Source organism: Lelliottia sp. RWM.1 (assembly GCF_016859735.1).
GTDB lineage: Bacteria > Pseudomonadota > Gammaproteobacteria > Enterobacterales > Enterobacteriaceae > Enterobacter.
On sequence record NZ_WLVC01000008.1, the window covers coordinates 1 to 18417 of the forward strand.

An 18417-nucleotide genomic window follows, 5' to 3' on the forward strand; every position below is an offset into this window, starting at 1 on the left:
TGGTGGAGCTAAGCGGGATCGAACCGCTGACCTCTTGCATGCCATGCAAGCGCTCTCCCAGCTGAGCTATAGCCCCACAATCACTTTACATACCACTCTCTGTTGGGTTCAGAGTTTGGTGGAGCTAAGCGGGATCGAACCGCTGACCTCTTGCATGCCATGCAAGCGCTCTCCCAGCTGAGCTATAGCCCCATCGTAAAGCTGTCATGTTGACGGGCGGCATAATATGAATTCCACCGCTACGTGTCAACGGCAAATTCGAACACTCTCTTTCAATTGCCGAAAAATCAGGCAAATAAAACACTTTGCGAGGCTGCTCGCAGCCAGGAGTTAAGCCTGTCACGTTTTCACGTAAAACGGTGCTATAAAATGAACCACTAATTAACCCTACGGATATTCAGGTAATTGAATGATCAAGGAACGAATGACGCCAGAAGAGCTCTCTCTGCTCACTGGCTATAGCCGCCAGACCATCAATAAATGGGTACGCAAAGAGGGTTGGGTAACATCGCCAAAACCTGGAGTACAGGGAGGCAAAGCACGCCTGGTTCATGTGAATGAAAAAGTCAGAGAATTTATTCACAGCGCTCGCAAGGTATCAGATGCACCAGACATACCAGAAAGCACCTGCCATGGCAGCTCACTTCATACTTTACTCCAGACGCTGGCGAATGAAATGACGCCGGATGAGCAAAAACAGCTGACATCTCTGATAGTGCGGGAAGGGATAACCGGATTGTTGCAACGTTTAGGGATTCGCGACCAGAATTGATATGAATAGATTACGCAGCAAAATGACCACGGAAGAACTGGCTGATTGCCTGGGTGTTGTCAAACAAACCGTTAATCGATGGATACGGCAAAAAGGATGGAAAACAGAAGGTATTAATGGTGTCAAAGGTGGACGAGCACGATTAATCCACATTGATGCGCGTGTTCGTGAGCATATAATTAATCTACCGGCCATTCGCAGTCGTCAGGCTGTCTATCATCAGATTGCAGAAACGCCAAATCGGTATGGAGATGCCAAACCTGTAAACGTACTACGTCAGATTACCGACGCTCTGGAGAACATGACCCCGGTAGAGCAAGAACGGCTTGCCATTTTACTGGCACGAGAGGGGATCCAGGGATTTTTATCCCGTTTAGGGATTGCTGAAACTACAGTATAAAAAACGGCAGGTTACCCTGCCGTTTTTTTATCAGCTTATTGCTGTTGGCTTTCGCGCTCAGCAATAAAGTTCAGTGCTTTATTAATACGCTCAATGCTGCGGGATTTTCCAATAGCATGCACGGTGACATCAAGGGCTGGTGATTGACCAGCGCCTGTCACCGCGACGCGCAGAGGCATACCAACCTTGCCCATCCCAACTTCCAGTTCATCTGCTGTTGCCTGAATTGCCTGGTGAACATTTTCAGCAGTCCAGTCTGCCACTCCCGCAATTTTGTCGCGCACCACTTCCAGCGGTTGACGTGCGACTGGACGCAGATGTTTCTTCGCCGCGTCGGCATCAAATTCATCAAACTCTTCATAGAAATAGCGACAGCTTTCTGCAATCTCTTTCAGCGTTTTGCAACGTTCACCAAGCAGTTTCACCAGATCAGCCAGTTGCGGACCATTGCGGGTATCGATATTTGCCTGCTCAATATGCCATTGCAGGTACGTCGCAACATACTCTGGGGGCATGGTGTTAATGTAATGGTGGTTCAACCACAGGAGTTTATCGGTATTAAACGCGCTGGCTGATTTGCTGACAGCATTCAGGGAGAACAGTTTGATCATCTCTTCACGACTGAAGATCTCTTGATCACCGCTGGACCAGCCCAGACGCACCAGATAGTTCAACAGCGCTTCTGGCAGATAGCCATCGTCGCGGTACTGCATTACGCTGACAGCACCATGACGCTTGGACAGTTTTTTGCCATCATCACCGTTGATCATAGAAACGTGTGCATAGACCGGAACTGGAGCATTCAGTGCTTTCAGGATGTTGATCTGACGTGGAGTGTTATTGATATGGTCTTCACCACGAATTACGTGAGTGATTTCCATATCCCAGTCGTCAACAACCACACAGAAGTTATAGGTTGGGGAACCGTCGGTACGGCGGATGATCAGATCGTCCAGCTCCTGGTTGCTGAACTCGATCGGGCCACGGATCTGGTCATCAAAGATAACAGAGCCGTCTTGCGGGTTAGCAAAACGTACAACGCAAGGCTCATCGGCAGCATGCTCGCTGTGATCATGGCGGCAACGTCCGTCATAACGCGGTTTTTCACCGGTCGCCATCTGCTCTTCACGCAGCGCATCCAGACGTTCTTTCGAGCAATAGCATTTATATGCCGTACCCGCATCCAGCATTTCATCGATTACTGCGTTGTAACGGTCAAAACGTTTCGTCTGGAAGTACGGACCTTCATCCCACTCCAGATTCAGCCAGTTCATCCCATCCATGATGGCTTCGATTGCTTCTGGCGTTGAGCGCTCAAGATCGGTGTCTTCAATACGCAGCACAAACTCACCGCCGTGATTACGTGCAAAAAGCCAGGAGTAGAGAGCAGTGCGCGCACCACCGACGTGCAGATAGCCTGTCGGGCTGGGTGCGAAGCGAGTTTTGATTTTCATGAAATGGCCTTACGTTATAAAGATGCCGATAACCGGCAAATCCTGGGGGAAAAACAATGGGCAATATTCTATCACTGTGAGGCAATTCCTCAATGTTGTTCCCTTTATCGGAGTGTCGTTTGCTATTTTTGTTTAGAAATCATGCGCCACAGTCCATTTCACGATCGTTTTGTTTAATTTTACGACGAACGATTAAAAACTTTAGAAAAGGCGTTGACTCATTTTCAACTCTCCCTATAATGCGACTCCACACAGCGGGGGTGATTAGCTCAGTTGGTAGAGCATCTCCTTTACACGGAGGGGGTCGGCGGTTCGAGCCCGTCATCACCCACCATCTACTTCGGTAGACTCGCAGTGTGGATAAGAATTGAGATTGGGCGATTAGCTCAGTTGGTAGAGCATCTCCTTTACACGGAGGGGGTCGGCGGTTCGAGCCCGTCATCGCCCACCATTCTCACCTTATCATAGCAGTTCCGAAATGGGCGATTAGCTCAGTTGGTAGAGCATCTCCTTTACACGGAGGGGGTCGGCGGTTCGAGCCCGTCATCGCCCACCATTTCGGGTCGTTAGCTCAGTTGGTAGAGCAGTTGACTTTTAATCAATTGGTCGCAGGTTCGAATCCTGCACGACCCACCAATGTAAAAAAGCGCCCTAAAGGCGCTTTTTTGCTATCAAGGCTTTTCTGATTACTTCTGCGTTAATACCTCAATAAGACACTTCACTGCAGGTGTTGCCTGCTGGCTGTCATATACCACATACAGATCAGCCGGAATTCTCTCCACCAACGGACGAAAGACAACACCAGGCCATTGCATCTGCGCGTAACTATCCGCGATCAGTGTAATACCGATTCCCATACTGATCATCGCTAACACCGTCTGCGGTTCAACAGCCTCGCGGACAATTAATGGAGAAAAACCTGCCTGCTGGCACACACGTTGTAAAAAAGCCCAGTCCGAATGTGCCGAAGGCAACGTTACAAAATACTCATTTTGCAGTGCACGGAGTGAAATAGCCTTTTCATGAACCAGATGGTGGTCTTCTGGTAAAGCCACCAAAAATGAAGCCTCGTGCAGGCGAATACTGGTGAACCCTACGCTCGGTTCGATGGCCATTCGCCAAATCCCCGCGTCCAGTTCACGCCGCTCAAGTAATGCCATTTGCATAACCGGCGATTTTTCCCGAAACGTGACATCAACGTTCGGGTGTTCCTTCAGAAAACGATATAACATGGGCCGCATACGCCCCCACATTGCCGTACCAACAACCCCCAGTTCAATCTTACCTGCTTCTCCCCTGCCAATTTGCTCAACTCTGGCCAGAGCCTGATTTGTGCTTTCCAGCAACCGCCGGGACTCTTCCATCAAAATTTTCCCCGCATAGGTAAGTACAACACTGCGGGAATGACGGACAAAAAGAAGCGTACCAAGCTGATTTTCCAGCTCTTTAATATGAATGCTTAGAGGGGGTTGAGACATATTCAGACGAGCTGCAGCTCGTCCAAAATGGAGCTCTTCTGCTACGGCAAGAAAATAACGTAGTAGTTTAAGATCGGTCCGGTAAACTCGTTCCATAAATAAGAGCCCTGTTGATTTTATTTGCGCTACGGAACGTAGCATACATCATCAGGAAAGGAAAAATTTGACGGTAAGATATCCCACATACATAAACACAATAGATAACACACCCGGCAAAACATTTGGCGCAGGAATAGGTAAGCGACAGAATGTAAATAATGCACCGATGCCAAAGCCAATACCCGATGACAATAATATATCTTTCATATAACCCCCAAAAATGCAGGCCCACGATGAGCCCGCAATAAATTAATGAGCAACAACGCCAGAAGAAACATTTGTCCGCTGGTGTTTATATTTAAAACAAAGTAAAAACACTACCGCGAGCCCCAGAGCATAAGCGGCAAATAATAACCAGATAGTCTGCCAATCCTTAACACCGTCGACAGAGAAATAGTCCACTGCCATTCCGCTAAGAATCGAACCGACATACGCCCCTACGCCATTAACCATCGTCATAAATAATCCCTGCGCACTGGCTCGAATATCTGCACTGACTTCCTGCTCGACGAACACAGAACCAGAGATATTAAAGAAGTCAAATGCGCAGCCATAGACGATCATCGACAATAAAAGCAGGACAAAACCTGATGCAGAAGGATCCCCAAAGGCAAAAAGACCAAAACGTAGCATCCATGCAATCATGCTCATCAACATTACAGTTTTTATGCCAAATCGCTTCAGGAAGAAGGGTATTGTCAGAATAAAGAACACCTCTGACATCTGCGAGACGGACAGTAAAATCGATGGATATTTAACGATAAAGCTTTCTGCATACAGCGGGTTACGTGCAAAATCATGCAGGAATGGACTACCAAATGTATTCGTTATTTGCAACACCGCCCCCAGGAGCATCGCAAACAGAAAGAAAATAGCCATGCGAGGTTGCTTAAACAGAACAAAAGCATCCAGCCCAAGTTTGCTGGTCAGCGTTTGTGCACATTTATTTTTAGCAACCGGAATAGAAGGTAATGTCAGCGCATAGATCGCCAGTACAAGCGAAGAACCCGAGGCAATGTAGAGTTGCATATTACTGAGTTCAACGCCCAACAGACTGATGGCCCACATTGCCACAATAAAGCCAACCGTCCCGTAAACACGGACTGGTGGAAAATTTGTAACCGTGTCCATCTTCGCCTGCTCAAGACAGGAGTATGAGATGGTATTAGACAAGGCAATGGTCGGCATAAATGCCATTGCATTAACCAGCATAACCCAGAACATCAGATCAGGTTCATTGACCTGAGCGGCGTAAAATAATGCTCCTGCACACACGAGATGGCAGATCATGTAAGCACGATCGGCCCTCAGCCATTTATCTGCAATGATACCCACCAGAGACGGCATAATAATCGCAGCCAGACCCTTTGAGCTATAGACCATGCCAACATTCGCCCCGGTAAAATGAAGCGTATTGATCATGTAAGAACCCAGGGTAACCAGCCAACTTCCCCAGATAAAATATTGCATAAAGGACATAATTTTTAATCGGGTCGTGATGCCCATACTTCATCCCTCATCGGATATTGTGGCCCCTACAGAAGCCACCTTATTGTTGTTTTTTAATCAGGCAATTTTGCGTAAGAAACCACAAATCAGGTTGATGAAGTTCTGCCGTGACAGTTCCGCTGCAGCCAGGGTCTGTTCATGCGAGAGTTTCACGTCACCTAAACCTTCAGCCAGGTTAGTGATCGCCGAAACAGCCACCACTTTCAAACCGCAATGACGAGCAGAGATAACTTCCGGCACAACAGACATGCCGACGACATCACCTCCAATAATCTGCATCATGCGGATCTCGGCCGCGGTTTCGAAATTAGGACCCGGGTAGGAAACGAATACACCTTCACTTAACGGGAATCCCTCTTCCGTAGCAACGACCTGTAAAACATCTCGATAATCAACGTCATAAGCATTAGCAAGCGTGAAAAAGCGCTCACCAAACCGTTCATCATTCAGACCGACCATCGGCGTGCCCGGCATCGTATTAATATGATCTTTCAGTGCCACAAGGTTCCCTGGGCCTACCTCCGGGCGCAGAGATCCCGCAGCATTTGTGCAAAACAACAGTTCACAGCCCAGCAGTTTGAAGGTGCGAATAGCATCGGTCATGATGGTCATGCCACGCCCTTCATAAAAATGACCGCGACCTTTCATGCACGCGACAGGAACACCAGCCAGATGACCCAAAACCAACTCACCAGCATGTCCGTGTACCGTGCTAACAGGGAAGCCCGGTAATTTTTCGTAAGAGATGGCAACCGCATCTTCAATCTGGCTGGCTAATGCGCCGAGGCCAGAGCCGAGGATAAAAGCGACTCGTGGAGTAAAATCAGGTTTATGGGCACGAATAATATCGACGCAATATGATGGATTATTAGAGTAAGTCATAAGGGTTCCTTTCAGGTGTAACACGCGATCATTCGATCGTAATGTTACTGATTTATACCGACAGAGCCCCCTGCGTGACCAATACACTTTGCTCTTTTAATCCATATCATTTAAGTATCAATCCCATTTTCTTAAATAACTACCATTTGATATTTTTACAATATCAATCCGTTAAAAATAAATATTGGTAAAAATCATTTATCAGTCATTTAATAAAAAAGAACATGAATTTTATTACACCCTAACAAATCAATTACCTCTTATTGTAAAAAAAATCAATATGGATATTTATAATGAATAAAACATTAAAAGCCTTAGGTATCGTTTCCCTTGTTACGTTTCCTGGCATGAGCCAGGCAGAGTTTATTAGAGGTTTTGCTGACATTGGGATTCATTATCTTGACTGGTCCAACCGAACAACAGAAAGCACATCAACAAAATCACATAAAGATGATTTCGGTTATCTCGAACTGGAAGGTGGGGCAAACTTTAGCTGGGGCGAAACTTACGGTTTTTTCGACTGGGAAAACTTTTATAACGGCCGTCACGATAAACCAGGAAGTGAGCAGCGATACACCTTTAAAAATACAAATCGTATTTATCTTGGTGATACCGGGCTTAATCTCTACCTTCATGCATACGGTACGTATGGCTCACCCAATCGTTCAAATTTCCATGATGATATGTTTCTTTATGGCATAGGCTATAACTTCACGGGTAACGGATACTGGTTCAAGCCATTCTTTGCAAAACGTTATACTGATCAAACCTATTACACCGGGAATAATGGCTACGTCCTGGGCTGGGTTTCAGGTTACACCTTCTCGCTCGGCAGCGAGAAATTTACGCTAACTAACTGGAACGAATATGAATTTGATCGTGATGCACACTATGGTGCAGGAAATGGTGGCAAAGAAGGTCTTAATGGTGCTGTGGCCTTCTGGTGGAACGCCACCCCACATCTGACCGCGGGGATTCAGTATCGCTATGCCGATGACAAATTAGGAGAAGCATTGTACCAGGATGGTCTGATCTACTCGGTTAAATTTAATTTTTGATGTTTCACCTGCCAGAAATAGCAGTATTACTCAAGCTAATCATTGATATGCCGATACCTCTATTTTATGGCGAGAGGAAACAACATGACGACAATTCAGGCATCAACTCCCTCAATTCAGACCAACAGCAGTGGGAGCAGTAGTTCAAGTGGCAACAGCATTTCATCGCAAATCAGCCGTATCACCTCACAGATCACCAAGCTGACTCAGCAGTTGAAAGATGTTGCAAACGGTAGCGGTAGCGCGGAAGACAAGAAAAAGCAGCAGGATCTGATTCAGGCGCAAATAAAAATGCTCCAGGCGCAACTGGCGCAGTTACAGCGCCAGCAGGCCGAAGAAGCACAAAAGAAACAAGAACAGAACCACACTAAAGCCGAAGGGGTTAACAAACCCACTGATGGCAATCAAATTGATATCTATATCTGATAGTCAGTTGGATTAAAGAGTGGGTCGCGTATGCGGGCCTCAGTTAATTTCTGGGCCTGTATACGCACCACTTCCCAGATCGCCTGAGCCGCACCAGACAGAGAGCGGTTTTTCCGTCTCGCCAGCATCAATTTACGTTCGATAGTGGGCACAAAACGTTTTACTGCTAAGCGACTCCCCTGAGGCAGGGGAAGCGCGAGCGCAGGTAAAACACTTATCCCGATCCCCGCTTCAACCATCGGGAAAAGCGTTGCCGGATGGCCAATCTCCTGAACAATTGTGGCATCCACTTTCTGGCTAACCAATGCAGCATCGATCAGCGGGCGGCTACCGGAGGCATAATCCTGAAGCACCAGGTTCGCACCTTGCAGCGCCTGCCAGGACACTTGCGATAACTTCGCGAGTGGATCGTCGTCCCTGCAAAGCAGCAGGAAAGGTTCCGATAGCACAACCTCTGTTTCGAGATCGCTTACCCTTCCCGGATCAATAACGATCCCAAAATCCACATCCCCCTGACGGATACTTTCCAGAACCCATTGCTGAGGTCTGTCATGCAGCACAAACTCAATATCAGGATAAAGATGACCACCTACCGCAATACATTGCGGGATGAGATGTGCCGATATCGTTTGGCTCGCCGCCACTCGCACAGTTCCCGACAGTTGTTGTCCGAGCCGCCCCACATCCCGCAGCGTACTGTTAAGCTCATCAAGAAGTCTTTCCAGACGTATAGCCAACTGCTGCCCGGCATCGGTGAGCACGACTTCGCGTGTTGTTCTGTCCAGCAATCGCACACCGGTTTGGCTCTCCAGCTCTTTAACGCTGTGGCTGACGGCTGACTGACTTAATCCGATCATCTCCCCTGCCCGGCTAAAACTGCGGGCATGAGCAACGGTGACAAAAACACGAAGCTGACGGAGTGAATAATTCATCTGTTTTATTCATGAATGGATGCAATAAATCTATTTTATTTCTCAAATGGAAAAAAGCACAATAGCGATCTCTGCTTTCAGGAGTCACTATGAAACTCTTTCGCATCCTTGATCCTTTTACGCTTACCCTGGTTATCACCGTTTTATTGGCTTCCTTCTTCCCGGCTCGTGGCAGTTTTGTGCCTTTTTTTGAAGGCCTGACGACCGCGGCAATTGCCCTGTTGTTCTTTATGCACGGAGCCAAGCTCTCCCGCGAAGCCATTATCGCTGGCGGCGGCCACTGGCGGTTGCACCTGTGGGTAATGTGCAGCACCTTCATTTTATTCCCAATACTGGGTGTGCTCTTTGCCTGGTGGGCGCCCGTCAACGTTGATCCTGCTCTCTATACTGGTTTCCTCTATTTATGCATTCTGCCGGCCACCGTTCAGTCTGCAATTGCATTCACATCACTGGCTGGTGGGAATGTGGCTGCTGCGGTCTGTTCGGCATCAGCCTCCAGTCTGTTGGGCATTTTCGTCTCACCGCTGCTGGTAGGCCTGTTGATGAATATGCACGGTGCAGAAGGCAATCTGGAGCAGGTGGGTAAAATTTGTCTACAGTTGCTGCTGCCATTCGTGCTTGGACACCTTTCTCGTCCCTGGACCGGGGCATTCGTGGCAAAACACAAGAAGTGGATCTCAAAAACGGACCAAACATCGATTCTGCTGGTGGTTTACTCCGCGTTTAGTGAAGCAGTGGTGAATGGGATCTGGCATAAGGTCGGCGCAGGCTCACTGCTGTTTATTGTCGTGGTCAGTCTCATCCTGCTGGCAATTGTAATTGCGGTGAACATCTTTGTGGCACGCAGATGCGGCTTTAACAAAGCCGATGAAATCACCATCGTCTTCTGCGGGTCGAAAAAGAGCCTGGCAAACGGCATCCCGATGGCCAACATTCTATTTCCGACCTCGGTAATTGGGATGATGGTATTGCCGCTGATGATTTTCCATCAGATCCAGCTCATGGTGTGCGCGGTGCTGGCTCGTCGCTATAAACGCCAGACAGAAAAGCAGGCGCAGGAAGAGACCCGCGCCGCCAAAGCTTAAGGTCGTTTCAGGGGCTGAACCAGTTGCGTCAGCCCCTCAGTTTTAATCAGTAACGTTAACACCATCAGTTCACCAAGATGCCCGGCCGGAAATCCATCCTTACGGGCAAACCACAGCAGATACTCTTCTGGTACGTCAATCAGCCTGCGACCTTTGTATTTACCGAAAGGCATTTCCGTATTGGCGATTTCGATGAGCTGTTCTTTCTCCACGTTACTCTCCTAACAGACGCAGCATTTCTGCTTCGTCTATCACCGCGATGCCCAGTTCCTGCGCTTTGGCAAGTTTGGAGCCCGCGGCCTCGCCAGCAATCACCAGATCGGTTTTCTTCGATACACTGCCCGCAACTTTTGCCCCTAGCGCAACCAGACGCGCTTTAGCGTCATCACGGGAAAGCTGGCTAAGGCTGCCTGTCAGCACAACGGTTTTACCCGCAAACGGGCTGTCGATCTCTTCTGCATTCACCACCACAGGCGCAGGCCAGTGGATCCCCTCTTCCAGCAGCTTACCAATCACCTCACGATTACTCTCTTCCGCAAAGAAGTTGAAGACATGTGTAGCAACAACAATGCCGACATCTGGAACACGCTGTAATTCGTCAAGGCTCGCCTTTTCCAGCGCATCAAGCGTACCGAAATGGGCTGCCAGTCCTGCCGCCGTCGCCTCGCCTACTTCGCGAATTCCCAGTGCATAGAGGAAACGGGCGAATGTGGTTTCCTTCGCTTTATCCAACGCATTGACAACATTCTGCGCTGACTTTGGTCCCATGCGGTCGAGCCCGGTGAGTTTACCTGCCGTGAGTTTGAACAGATCGGCTGGGGTATGGACGTACTCCTTCTCGACCAGTTGATCGATAATTTTGTCCCCCATGCCATCAACATCCATCGCCCGACGCGAGACAAAGTGCTTCAGCGACTCCTTACGCTGCGCACCGCAGATTAATCCCCCCGTACAGCGCGCAACGGCTTCGCCTTCAACGCGCTCAACGTCCGAGCCGCAAACCGGGCAATGGGTTGGAAACTCAATGGCGCGCGTATCGTCCGGGCGTTCTGATTCGACGACATTCACTACCTGTGGAATCACATCACCCGCGCGGCGAATCACCACTTTATCGCCAATCCGCAGGCCCAGACGTTCAATCTCATCGGCATTGTGCAGTGTGGCATTACTCACCAGCACACCCGCAACCTGCACAGGCTCCAGACGAGCAACTGGAGTAATGGCCCCGGTGCGGCCAACCTGGAACTCCACGTCACGCACAAACGTCATTTGCTCCTGCGCCGGGAATTTGAAGGCAACAGCCCAGCGCGGTGCGCGTGCCACAAACCCTAGCTGCTCCTGCAATTCAAGCGAATTCACCTTGATGACGACACCATCAATATCAAAACCCAATATCGGACGGTCTTCTTCAACTTTGTGGTAAAACGCCAGGACGGCTTCCGGAGAGTCGCAAAGCTGTACACGGTTACTTACCGGCAAGCCCCACGCCTTAAACTGCAACAAACGCCCCAGGTGGGTGTCCGGAAGCTCGCCACCGTCCAAAATACCCACGCCGTAGCAAAAGAAAGTAAGCGGTCGCTTCGCTGTAATACGTGGGTCCAGTTGACGTAAAGAGCCTGCCGCCGCGTTACGCGGATTAGCAAACACTTTCCCACCGGTACGTCGCGCCTCTTCGTTGATTTTCTCGAATCCCGCTTGCGGCAGGAACACTTCTCCACGAACTTCCAGACGCGCAGGGATGTTCTCACCTCGCAGCTTCAGCGGAATAGCACGGATAGTCCTGACGTTGGTCGTGATGTCTTCACCTGTCGTGCCATCGCCACGTGTGGCGGCACGCACCAGGACACCATTTTCATAGAGAATACTGACGGCCAGGCCATCAAGTTTTAGCTCACAACACCAGCTCAGCGTCTCACTGCTTTTCAGCCGGTCTTGTACGCGTTTGTTAAACGCCAGAAAGCTCTCTTCATCAAATACGTTGTCCAGCGAGAGCATTGGAACTTCGTGGCGTACCTGACTGAATGCTCCAAGCGGTTCTGCGCCAACACGCTGAGTAGGTGAATCAGGAGTTATCAAATCTGGATGTCGGGTTTCCAGCTCGCGTAGCTCGCGCATCAGGCGATCGTACTCGGCATCCGGGATCTCCGGTGCATCCATAACATGATACAGATATTCATGATGGCGAAGCGTGGTTCGCAGTTGAGTCAGTTGTTGTTCGATTGAGTCCATATCGCACCATCAATGAGCAAAAACCCCCGACATGCGGGGGTTGAGAGGGAGTCGAAGAAAACGCAACAGTTACGCGTTGGCTTCCTTAACTTCGCGGATGCGGTCCTGATACTCGCGCAGTTTCTGCGGCGTCATCATACGACGCTGATCGTCAAGTACCACGCCACCGACTTCATCAGCGATGTGCTGAGCAGACTGCAGCATCAGCTTAAAGTTCTGCAGTTCGTCACCATAGGACGGCACTTGCATAAAGATAGTGATGCCAGGTGTGACAAAATCACCGGTCATTTCCGGATCAAACGTCCCTGGGTTGACCATATTTGCCAGGCTAAACAACGCAGGTCCGCTACCGTCCGGGCTCAAGTGACGATGGAAAATATTCATATCGCCAAACTTAAAGCCTGCCTGTTGAATGCTGTTAAGAAGCACATCACCATTGAGGTGGCTGCCATGGTGTGCGGCCACGTTCATGATAATAACCGCTTCTTTACGCTGCGGCTTTTCAACAACAGGCGCTTCTTCAACGATGACCGGTTCCGGCTCAATATGCGGAGCTGGTGTTGGCTGTTGTACAGGTTGTACCTGCGCAGGTTGCGGCTGTGGTTGTTGCACTGCGGGTTGTTGTGCAGGCTGCTGTTGCACAGGTTGCTGCACAACAGGCTGATGGTGCACGGGTTGCGGCGGCGGTTGGCGTACCGGTTCTTCCACAGGCTGCGACGCCGGATGGCGAGGCTGTGCAGAAGCATACGGCGGTTGATACTGGTGCTGCGGAGGCTGACGAGGTGCTTCATGCTCCCCATGACCTGCGCCGGGCGCAGTATTGACCCGATGAACACGGACTTCACCCACGCCGTCGTCTTCGCTATCGTCGATGTCGTCGTCACCGTCATCATCGTCACGACTAGACTTCATGCGCTTCAGTGGGCGATCGCGAAACATAGAGGAACGCTCTTTACGGCTGGTCCAGAAACCATGTACCAGTAAAGCGATTATGGCGATCGCGCCAACAATGATTAATATCAGACGCAAATCCTGCATCATTATATTCTCTGTTGTTCTAACACCTTGCCACCACGGCAAACATTTACTCCCTAAGAGTATTTGTCGATTACGTCAAGCGCAAGTGCAGGCGGAGCATTCACAGCATAAAGATGAACTAAATCGTGCTTTTTGCTGTTTTTTCGAACATTTCCGAACTGGTGATTGGTCCATAACTGGATAATATAGTCGGGCAATTCCACTGGTTGTGAAAAAAGGAGTACAGCCTGGTTATGGTTTCAACATCAACATCGGCCCCTCGTATCGGGTTCCATTATTTCTCTCAGGGCTGGAAACTCGTTTCCCTGCCAGGCATCCGACGCTTCGTCATTTTGCCTCTGCTGATCAATATTCTCCTCATGGGTGGCGCTTTCTGGTGGCTTTTCACAAAACTGGAAAGTTGGGTTCCTTCCTTAATGAGCCATGTGCCTGACTGGTTGCAATGGTTGAGCTACGTGTTGTGGCCCATTATGGTGCTCTCTGTTTTACTGGTGTTCGGGTATTTCTTCTCGACGATTGCCAACTGGATCGCCGCCCCGTTTAACGGCCTGCTGGCAGAACAATTAGAAGCGCGCCTGACCGGTGCTACACCGCCTGATACCGGTGTTCTCGGGCTAATGAAAGATATTCCTCGCATCATGAAACGCGAGTGGCAGAAATTCGCATGGTATTTGCCCCGCGCCGTTGTCCTGCTGATTCTTTATTTTGTCCCAGGCATCGGTCAGACGGTCGCCCCCGTTTTGTGGTTCCTGTTCAGCGCCTGGATGCTGGCTATCCAGTATTGCGACTACCCGTTTGACAACCACAAAGTACCGTTTAAAGAGATGCGCACAGCCCTGCGCACGCAGAAAGTAGCCAATATGCAGTTCGGTGCACTGACAAGTCTGTTCACTATGATTCCCGTGCTCAACCTGTTCATCATGCCAGTCGCTGTTTGTGGTGCTACCGCCATGTGGGTGGACTGCTACCGTGCTAAGCACGCGTTATGGAAGTAATGCAAAAATGTGTAAAACAGGGGTGGCTTATGCCGCCCCTTATTCCATACTGATCCCCATTATTTCCTTGCAGCATATAGATATGCGAATTCCTTACTTCCCCATACTTATTCAACAGGTATGCTGGGTCGGTATCCCAATTTCATACAGTTAAGGACAGGCCATGAGTAAGATTTATGAAGACAACTCGCTGACTATCGGTCATACGCCCCTGGTTCGACTGAACCGTATCGGTAATGGACGCATTCTGGCGAAGGTCGAATCACGTAACCCAAGCTTCAGCGTGAAATGCCGCATCGGTGCAAACATGATTTGGGATGCCGAAAAACGTGGCGTTCTGAAGCCTGGTGTTGAACTGGTCGAGCCAACCAGTGGTAACACCGGTATTGCGCTGGCTTATGTTGCTGCTGCACGGGGTTATAAGCTGACACTTACCATGCCTGAAACCATGAGCATCGAGCGTCGTAAGCTGCTGAAAGCGCTGGGTGCAAATCTGGTACTGACCGAAGGCGCAAAAGGGATGAAAGGCGCGATCCAGAAAGCAGAGGAGATTGTTGCCAGCGATCCGGCTAAATACCTGCTGCTTCAACAATTCAGCAACCCTGCCAACCCGGAAATCCACGAAAAAACCACCGGCCCTGAAATATGGGAAGATACTGACGGTCAGGTTGACGTGTTTATCGCGGGTGTTGGTACTGGCGGCACGCTGACGGGTGTTACCCGCTATATTAAAGGCACAAAAGGTAAAAAAGACCTCATTACGGTCGCCGTTGAGCCAACAGATTCACCAGTTATTGCCCAGGCACTGGCGGGTGAAGAGATCAAACCAGGTCCACACAAAATTCAGGGGATCGGCGCAGGCTTCATCCCTGGTAACCTGGATCTAAAACTGATTGATAAAGTGGTAGCAATCACCAACGAAGAAGCCATCTCGACCGCGCGTCGTCTGATGGATGAAGAGGGTATTCTGGCGGGTATCTCTTCTGGTGCTGCCGTTGCCGCAGCACTCAAACTTCAGGAAGATGAAACCTTTACCAATAAGAATATAGTGGTTATCCTACCTTCCTCGGGTGAGCGTTACTTAAGCACTGCACTGTTTGCCGATCTGTTTACTGAAAAAGAGCTGCAACAGTAGTGCCAGCATGTTAAAAACGCGTAAAAAAGCACCCTTTTGGGTGCTTTTTTGTGGCCTGCTTCAAACTTTTACCCCTCCTGGCATTGATTCACCCCGTTGGGTCTGGTATTTAAACCAGCAATTATTTTGATGCGCGAAATTAATCAGTGAATGAAATACGATTGCTGAATCGATTTTATGATTTGGTTCAAGTCTTGCTTTCACTGCATAATGTTTAATGACGATTGAAACGTCAGCGCTAACAATACAGGCTAAAGTTAAGTCGCCAGGCTAGACTTTAGTTCCACAACACTAAACCTATAAGTTGGGGAAATACAATGTTCCAGCAAGAAGTTACCATTACCGCTCCGAACGGTCTGCACACTCGCCCTGCTGCTCAGTTTGTTAAAGAAGCGAAAGGCTTCACTTCTGAAATCACTGTGACTTCCAACGGCAAAAGCGCTAGCGCAAAAAGCCTGTTCAAACTGCAGACTCTGGGCCTGACTCAGGGCACTGTTGTCACCATCTCTGCAGAAGGTGAAGACGAACAAAAAGCAGTTGAGCATCTGGTTAAACTGATGGCTGAGCTCGAGTAAGTTTACGGGTTCTTTTTAATATCAGTCACAAGTAAGGTAGGGTTATGATTTCAGGCATTTTAGCATCCCCGGGTATCGCTTTCGGCAAAGCACTGCTGCTGAAAGAAGACGAAATCGTCATTGACCGGAAAAAAATTTCTGCCGACAAGGTTGATCAGGAAGTTGAACGTTTTCTGAGCGGTCGTGCCAAGGCATCAGCGCAACTGGAAACAATCAAAACTAAAGCTGGCGAAACTTTCGGTGAAGAAAAAGAAGCCATCTTCGAAGGGCACATCATGCTGCTCGAAGATGAGGAGCTGGAGCAGGAAATCATAGCCCTGATTAAAGATAAAGGCATGACGGCCGATGCGGCTGCACATGAAGTTATCGAAGGTCAGGCAACTGCCCTGGAAGAACTGGATGACGAATACCTGAAGGAACGTGCGGCTGACGTACGTGATATCGGTAAGCGCCTGCTGCGCAACATCCTGGGTCTGGCCATCATTGATTTAAGTGCTATTCAGGATGAAGTTATCCTGGTGGCTGCTGACCTGACCCCGTCAGAAACCGCACAGCTGAACCTGAACAAGGTGCTGGGCTTCATCACTGATGCTGGCGGCCGTACTTCCCATACTTCAATCATGGCGCGTTCTCTTGAACTGCCAGCCATCGTGGGAACCGGTAGCGTCACTGCTCAGGTGAAAAATGACGACTATCTGATTCTGGATGCCGTAAACAACCTGGTTTACGTCAACCCGACCAACGAAGAGATCGAGCAGCTGCGTGCCGTTCAGGAACAAGTTGCCTCCGAGAAAGCCGAACTCGCTAAGCTGAAAGACCTGCCTGCTATTACGCTGGACGGCCATCAGGTAGAAGTTTGTGCGAACATCGGTACTGTGCGTGACGTTGATGGTGCTGAGCGCAACGGCGCGGAAGGTGTAGGTCTGTATCGTACTGAATTCCTGTTCATGGACCGTGACGCGCTGCCAACTGAAGAAGAACAGTTTGCTGCGTACAAAGCTGTTGCTGAAGCCTGTGGCTCTCAGGCGGTGATCGTCCGTACCATGGATATCGGTGGCGACAAAGAGCTGCCGTACATGAACTTCCCGAAAGAAGAGAACCCATTCCTGGGCTGGCGTGCCGTGCGTATCGCGATGGATCGTAAAGAGATCCTGCGTGACCAGGTTCGTGCAATCCTGCGTGCTTCTGCTTTCGGTAAACTGCGCATCATGTTCCCAATGATCATCTCTGTTGAAGAAGTGCGTGCACTGAAGAAAGAGATTGAAATCTACAAACAGGAACTGCGCGACGAAGGTAAAGCCTTTGACGAGACAATCGAAGTTGGCGTGATGGTGGAAACACCTGCTGCAGCAACAATTGCGCGTCATTTAGCCAAGGAAGTTGATTTCTTTAGTATCGGTACCAATGATTTAACGCAGTACACCCTGGCAGTTGACCGTGGTAATGATATGATTTCACATCTCTACCAACCAATGTCACCGTCCGTACTGACGCTTATTAAGCAAGTTATTGATGCTTCTCATGCAGAAGGTAAATGGACTGGCATGTGTGGTGAGCTTGCAGGCGACGAACGTGCTACACTTCTGTTGCTGGGTATGGGTCTGGACGAATTCTCTATGAGCGCCATTTCCATCCCGCGCATTAAGAAGATTATCCGTAACACGAACTTCGAAGATGCGAAGGTGTTAGCAGAGCAGGCTCTTGCTCAACCGACGACGGACGAGTTAATGACGCTGGTTAACAAGTTCATTGAAGAAAAAACAATCTGCTAATCCACGAGATGCGGCCCAAATTACTGCTTAGGAGAAGATCATGGGTTTGTTCGATAAACTGAAATCTCTGGTTTCTGATGATAAGAAAGACTCCGGAACTATTGAGATTGTTGCTCCGCTCTCTGGTGAGATCGTCAACATTGAAGACGTGCCGGATGTAGTGTTTGCAGAGAAAATCGTTGGTGATGGTATTGCTATCAAACCAACTGGCAACAAAATGGTTGCTCCAGTTGATGGCACTATCGGTAAAATCTTTGAAACCAACCATGCGTTCTCTATCGAATCTGATAGCGGTATCGAACTGTTCGTTCACTTCGGTATCGACACTGTTGAACTGAAAGGCGAAGGCTTCAAACGTATCGCGGAAGAAGGTCAGCGCGTTAAAGTTGGCGACCCGGTCATTGAATTCGATCTGCCACTGCTGGAAGAGAAAGCCAAGTCTACCCTGACTCCGGTTGTTATCTCCAACATGGATGAAATCAAAGAACTGATCAAACTGTCTGGCAGCGTGACTGTGGGTGAAACCCCAGTTATCCGCATCAAGAAGTAATTCTTGCCGCACAGAAAAATGGCGCCTT

The 18417-nt window shown here is 49.2% G+C and carries 19 protein-coding genes and 6 tRNA genes; 14 read left to right on the forward strand and 11 right to left on the reverse strand.

What is annotated here, in order from left to right; genetic code table 11:
* Both GF617_RS08750 and GF617_RS08755 read right to left on the reverse strand, forming a co-directional pair.
* Window positions 1-76: transfer RNA gene (locus tag GF617_RS08750), tRNA-Ala, on the reverse strand.
* Window positions 77-116: 40 nt separating this feature from the next.
* Window positions 117-192: transfer RNA gene (locus GF617_RS08755), tRNA-Ala, on the reverse strand.
* 217 nt (window positions 193-409) lie between these two features.
* Between GF617_RS08755 and GF617_RS08760 the strand changes: the two genes are divergently transcribed.
* Both GF617_RS08760 and GF617_RS08765 read left to right on the forward strand, forming a co-directional pair.
* Complete coding sequence (locus GF617_RS08760; protein WP_203451514.1) at window positions 410-772, forward strand: YfeC-like transcriptional regulator; 363 nt, start codon at window positions 410-412, stop codon at window positions 770-772.
* 1 nt (window position 773) lies between these two features.
* A complete protein-coding gene (locus GF617_RS08765; RefSeq protein ID WP_203451515.1) occupies window positions 774-1172 on the forward strand; it encodes a YfeC-like transcriptional regulator in 399 nt (132 codons plus the stop codon).
* 35 nt (window positions 1173-1207) lie between these two features.
* Here GF617_RS08765 and gltX read toward each other — a convergent pair whose 3' ends face one another.
* The gene (gene gltX, locus GF617_RS08770; protein WP_181620304.1) at window positions 1208-2626 is read right to left on the reverse strand and encodes a glutamate--tRNA ligase; all 1419 of its coding nucleotides are present in this window, start codon (window positions 2624-2626) and stop codon (window positions 1208-1210) included.
* Between the two features lie 258 nt (window positions 2627-2884).
* On the opposite strand from gltX, the gene GF617_RS08775 reads away from it, so the two are divergent.
* The 4 genes from GF617_RS08775 to GF617_RS08790 all read left to right on the forward strand — a co-directional run bounded on the left by GF617_RS08775 (window position 2885) and on the right by GF617_RS08790 (window position 3262).
* Window positions 2885-2960 (forward strand) — tRNA-Val (locus GF617_RS08775).
* A 41-nt stretch (window positions 2961-3001) separates the two neighbouring features.
* Window positions 3002-3077: transfer RNA gene (locus GF617_RS08780), tRNA-Val, on the forward strand.
* Window positions 3078-3106: 29 nt separating this feature from the next.
* Window positions 3107-3182 (forward strand) — tRNA-Val (locus GF617_RS08785).
* Window positions 3183-3186: 4 nt separating this feature from the next.
* Window positions 3187-3262: transfer RNA gene (locus GF617_RS08790), tRNA-Lys, on the forward strand.
* 50 nt (window positions 3263-3312) lie between these two features.
* On the opposite strand, the gene GF617_RS08795 is transcribed toward GF617_RS08790, so the two are convergent.
* From GF617_RS08795 to xapA, 4 genes are read right to left on the reverse strand one after another with little or no spacing between them, the layout of a single operon-like run.
* Window positions 3313-4200: a LysR family transcriptional regulator gene (locus GF617_RS08795; protein ID WP_181623813.1), complete on the reverse strand. Its 888-nt coding sequence runs from the start codon at window positions 4198-4200 to the stop codon at window positions 3313-3315.
* 51 nt (window positions 4201-4251) lie between these two features.
* Entirely contained in the window at window positions 4252-4410 is a 159-nt protein-coding gene (locus GF617_RS08800; protein WP_181620305.1) for a DUF1427 family protein, read from the reverse strand.
* A 42-nt stretch (window positions 4411-4452) separates the two neighbouring features.
* Window positions 4453-5709, reverse strand: a complete 1257-nt coding sequence (locus tag GF617_RS08805; protein WP_181620306.1) for a nucleoside permease — start codon at window positions 5707-5709, stop codon at window positions 4453-4455.
* A gap of 60 nt (window positions 5710-5769) precedes the next feature.
* Window positions 5770-6594: a xanthosine phosphorylase gene (gene xapA / locus GF617_RS08810; protein ID WP_203451516.1), complete on the reverse strand. Its 825-nt coding sequence runs from the start codon at window positions 6592-6594 to the stop codon at window positions 5770-5772.
* Between the two features lie 293 nt (window positions 6595-6887).
* On the opposite strand from xapA, the gene GF617_RS08815 reads away from it, so the two are divergent.
* The gene (locus GF617_RS08815; RefSeq protein ID WP_181620308.1) at window positions 6888-7652 is read left to right on the forward strand and encodes an outer membrane protein OmpK; all 765 of its coding nucleotides are present in this window, start codon (window positions 6888-6890) and stop codon (window positions 7650-7652) included.
* Between the two features lie 84 nt (window positions 7653-7736).
* A complete protein-coding gene (locus GF617_RS08820) occupies window positions 7737-8078 on the forward strand; it encodes a FlxA-like family protein (protein ID WP_181620309.1) in 342 nt (113 codons plus the stop codon).
* Here GF617_RS08820 and GF617_RS08825 read toward each other — a convergent pair.
* Window positions 8069-9010, reverse strand: a complete 942-nt coding sequence (locus GF617_RS08825; protein WP_181620310.1) for a LysR family transcriptional regulator — start codon at window positions 9008-9010, stop codon at window positions 8069-8071. The genes GF617_RS08820 and GF617_RS08825 overlap by 10 nt on opposite strands.
* Before the next feature lie 89 nt (window positions 9011-9099).
* Here GF617_RS08825 and GF617_RS08830 point away from each other — a divergent pair, with 89 nt between their 5' ends.
* Window positions 9100-10095: a bile acid:sodium symporter family protein gene (locus GF617_RS08830; RefSeq protein WP_181620311.1), complete on the forward strand. Its 996-nt coding sequence runs from the start codon at window positions 9100-9102 to the stop codon at window positions 10093-10095.
* On the opposite strand, the gene GF617_RS08835 is transcribed toward GF617_RS08830, so the two are convergent.
* The 3 genes from GF617_RS08835 to zipA all read right to left on the reverse strand — a co-directional run bounded on the left by GF617_RS08835 (window position 10092) and on the right by zipA (window position 13365).
* Entirely contained in the window at window positions 10092-10307 is a 216-nt protein-coding gene (locus GF617_RS08835) for a putative quorum-sensing-regulated virulence factor (protein ID WP_203451517.1), read from the reverse strand. The genes GF617_RS08830 and GF617_RS08835 overlap by 4 nt on opposite strands.
* 1 nt (window position 10308) lies before the next feature.
* Window positions 10309-12324, reverse strand: coding sequence for an NAD-dependent DNA ligase LigA (ligA, locus tag GF617_RS08840; protein WP_203451518.1), 2016 nt, complete (start codon window positions 12322-12324; stop codon window positions 10309-10311).
* Between the two features lie 69 nt (window positions 12325-12393).
* Window positions 12394-13365 carry a cell division protein ZipA gene (gene zipA, locus GF617_RS08845; RefSeq protein ID WP_181620314.1) on the reverse strand — a complete coding sequence of 324 codons (972 nt, stop codon included), beginning with the start codon at window positions 13363-13365 and terminating at the stop codon, window positions 12394-12396.
* A 230-nt stretch (window positions 13366-13595) separates the two neighbouring features.
* Between zipA and cysZ the strand changes: the two genes are divergently transcribed.
* The 5 genes from cysZ (at window position 13596) to crr (ending at window position 18389) form a co-directional block, all read left to right on the forward strand.
* Window positions 13596-14357 carry a sulfate transporter CysZ gene (cysZ, locus tag GF617_RS08850; RefSeq protein ID WP_203451519.1) on the forward strand — a complete coding sequence of 254 codons (762 nt, stop codon included), beginning with the start codon at window positions 13596-13598 and terminating at the stop codon, window positions 14355-14357.
* Between the two features lie 163 nt (window positions 14358-14520).
* Window positions 14521-15492 (forward strand): cysteine synthase A, encoded by a 972-nt coding sequence (gene cysK / locus GF617_RS08855; protein ID WP_181620316.1) that lies wholly within the window; start codon window positions 14521-14523, stop codon window positions 15490-15492.
* Window positions 15493-15809: 317 nt separating this feature from the next.
* Window positions 15810-16067, forward strand: a complete 258-nt coding sequence (gene ptsH / locus GF617_RS08860) for a phosphocarrier protein Hpr (protein WP_000487600.1) — start codon at window positions 15810-15812, stop codon at window positions 16065-16067.
* Window positions 16068-16111: 44 nt separating this feature from the next.
* Window positions 16112-17839 (forward strand): phosphoenolpyruvate-protein phosphotransferase PtsI, encoded by a 1728-nt coding sequence (gene ptsI / locus GF617_RS08865; RefSeq protein ID WP_181620317.1) that lies wholly within the window; start codon window positions 16112-16114, stop codon window positions 17837-17839.
* 40 nt (window positions 17840-17879) lie between these two features.
* Window positions 17880-18389: a PTS glucose transporter subunit IIA gene (crr, locus tag GF617_RS08870; protein WP_003861316.1), complete on the forward strand. Its 510-nt coding sequence runs from the start codon at window positions 17880-17882 to the stop codon at window positions 18387-18389.
* Window positions 18390-18417 lie beyond the last annotated feature (28 nt).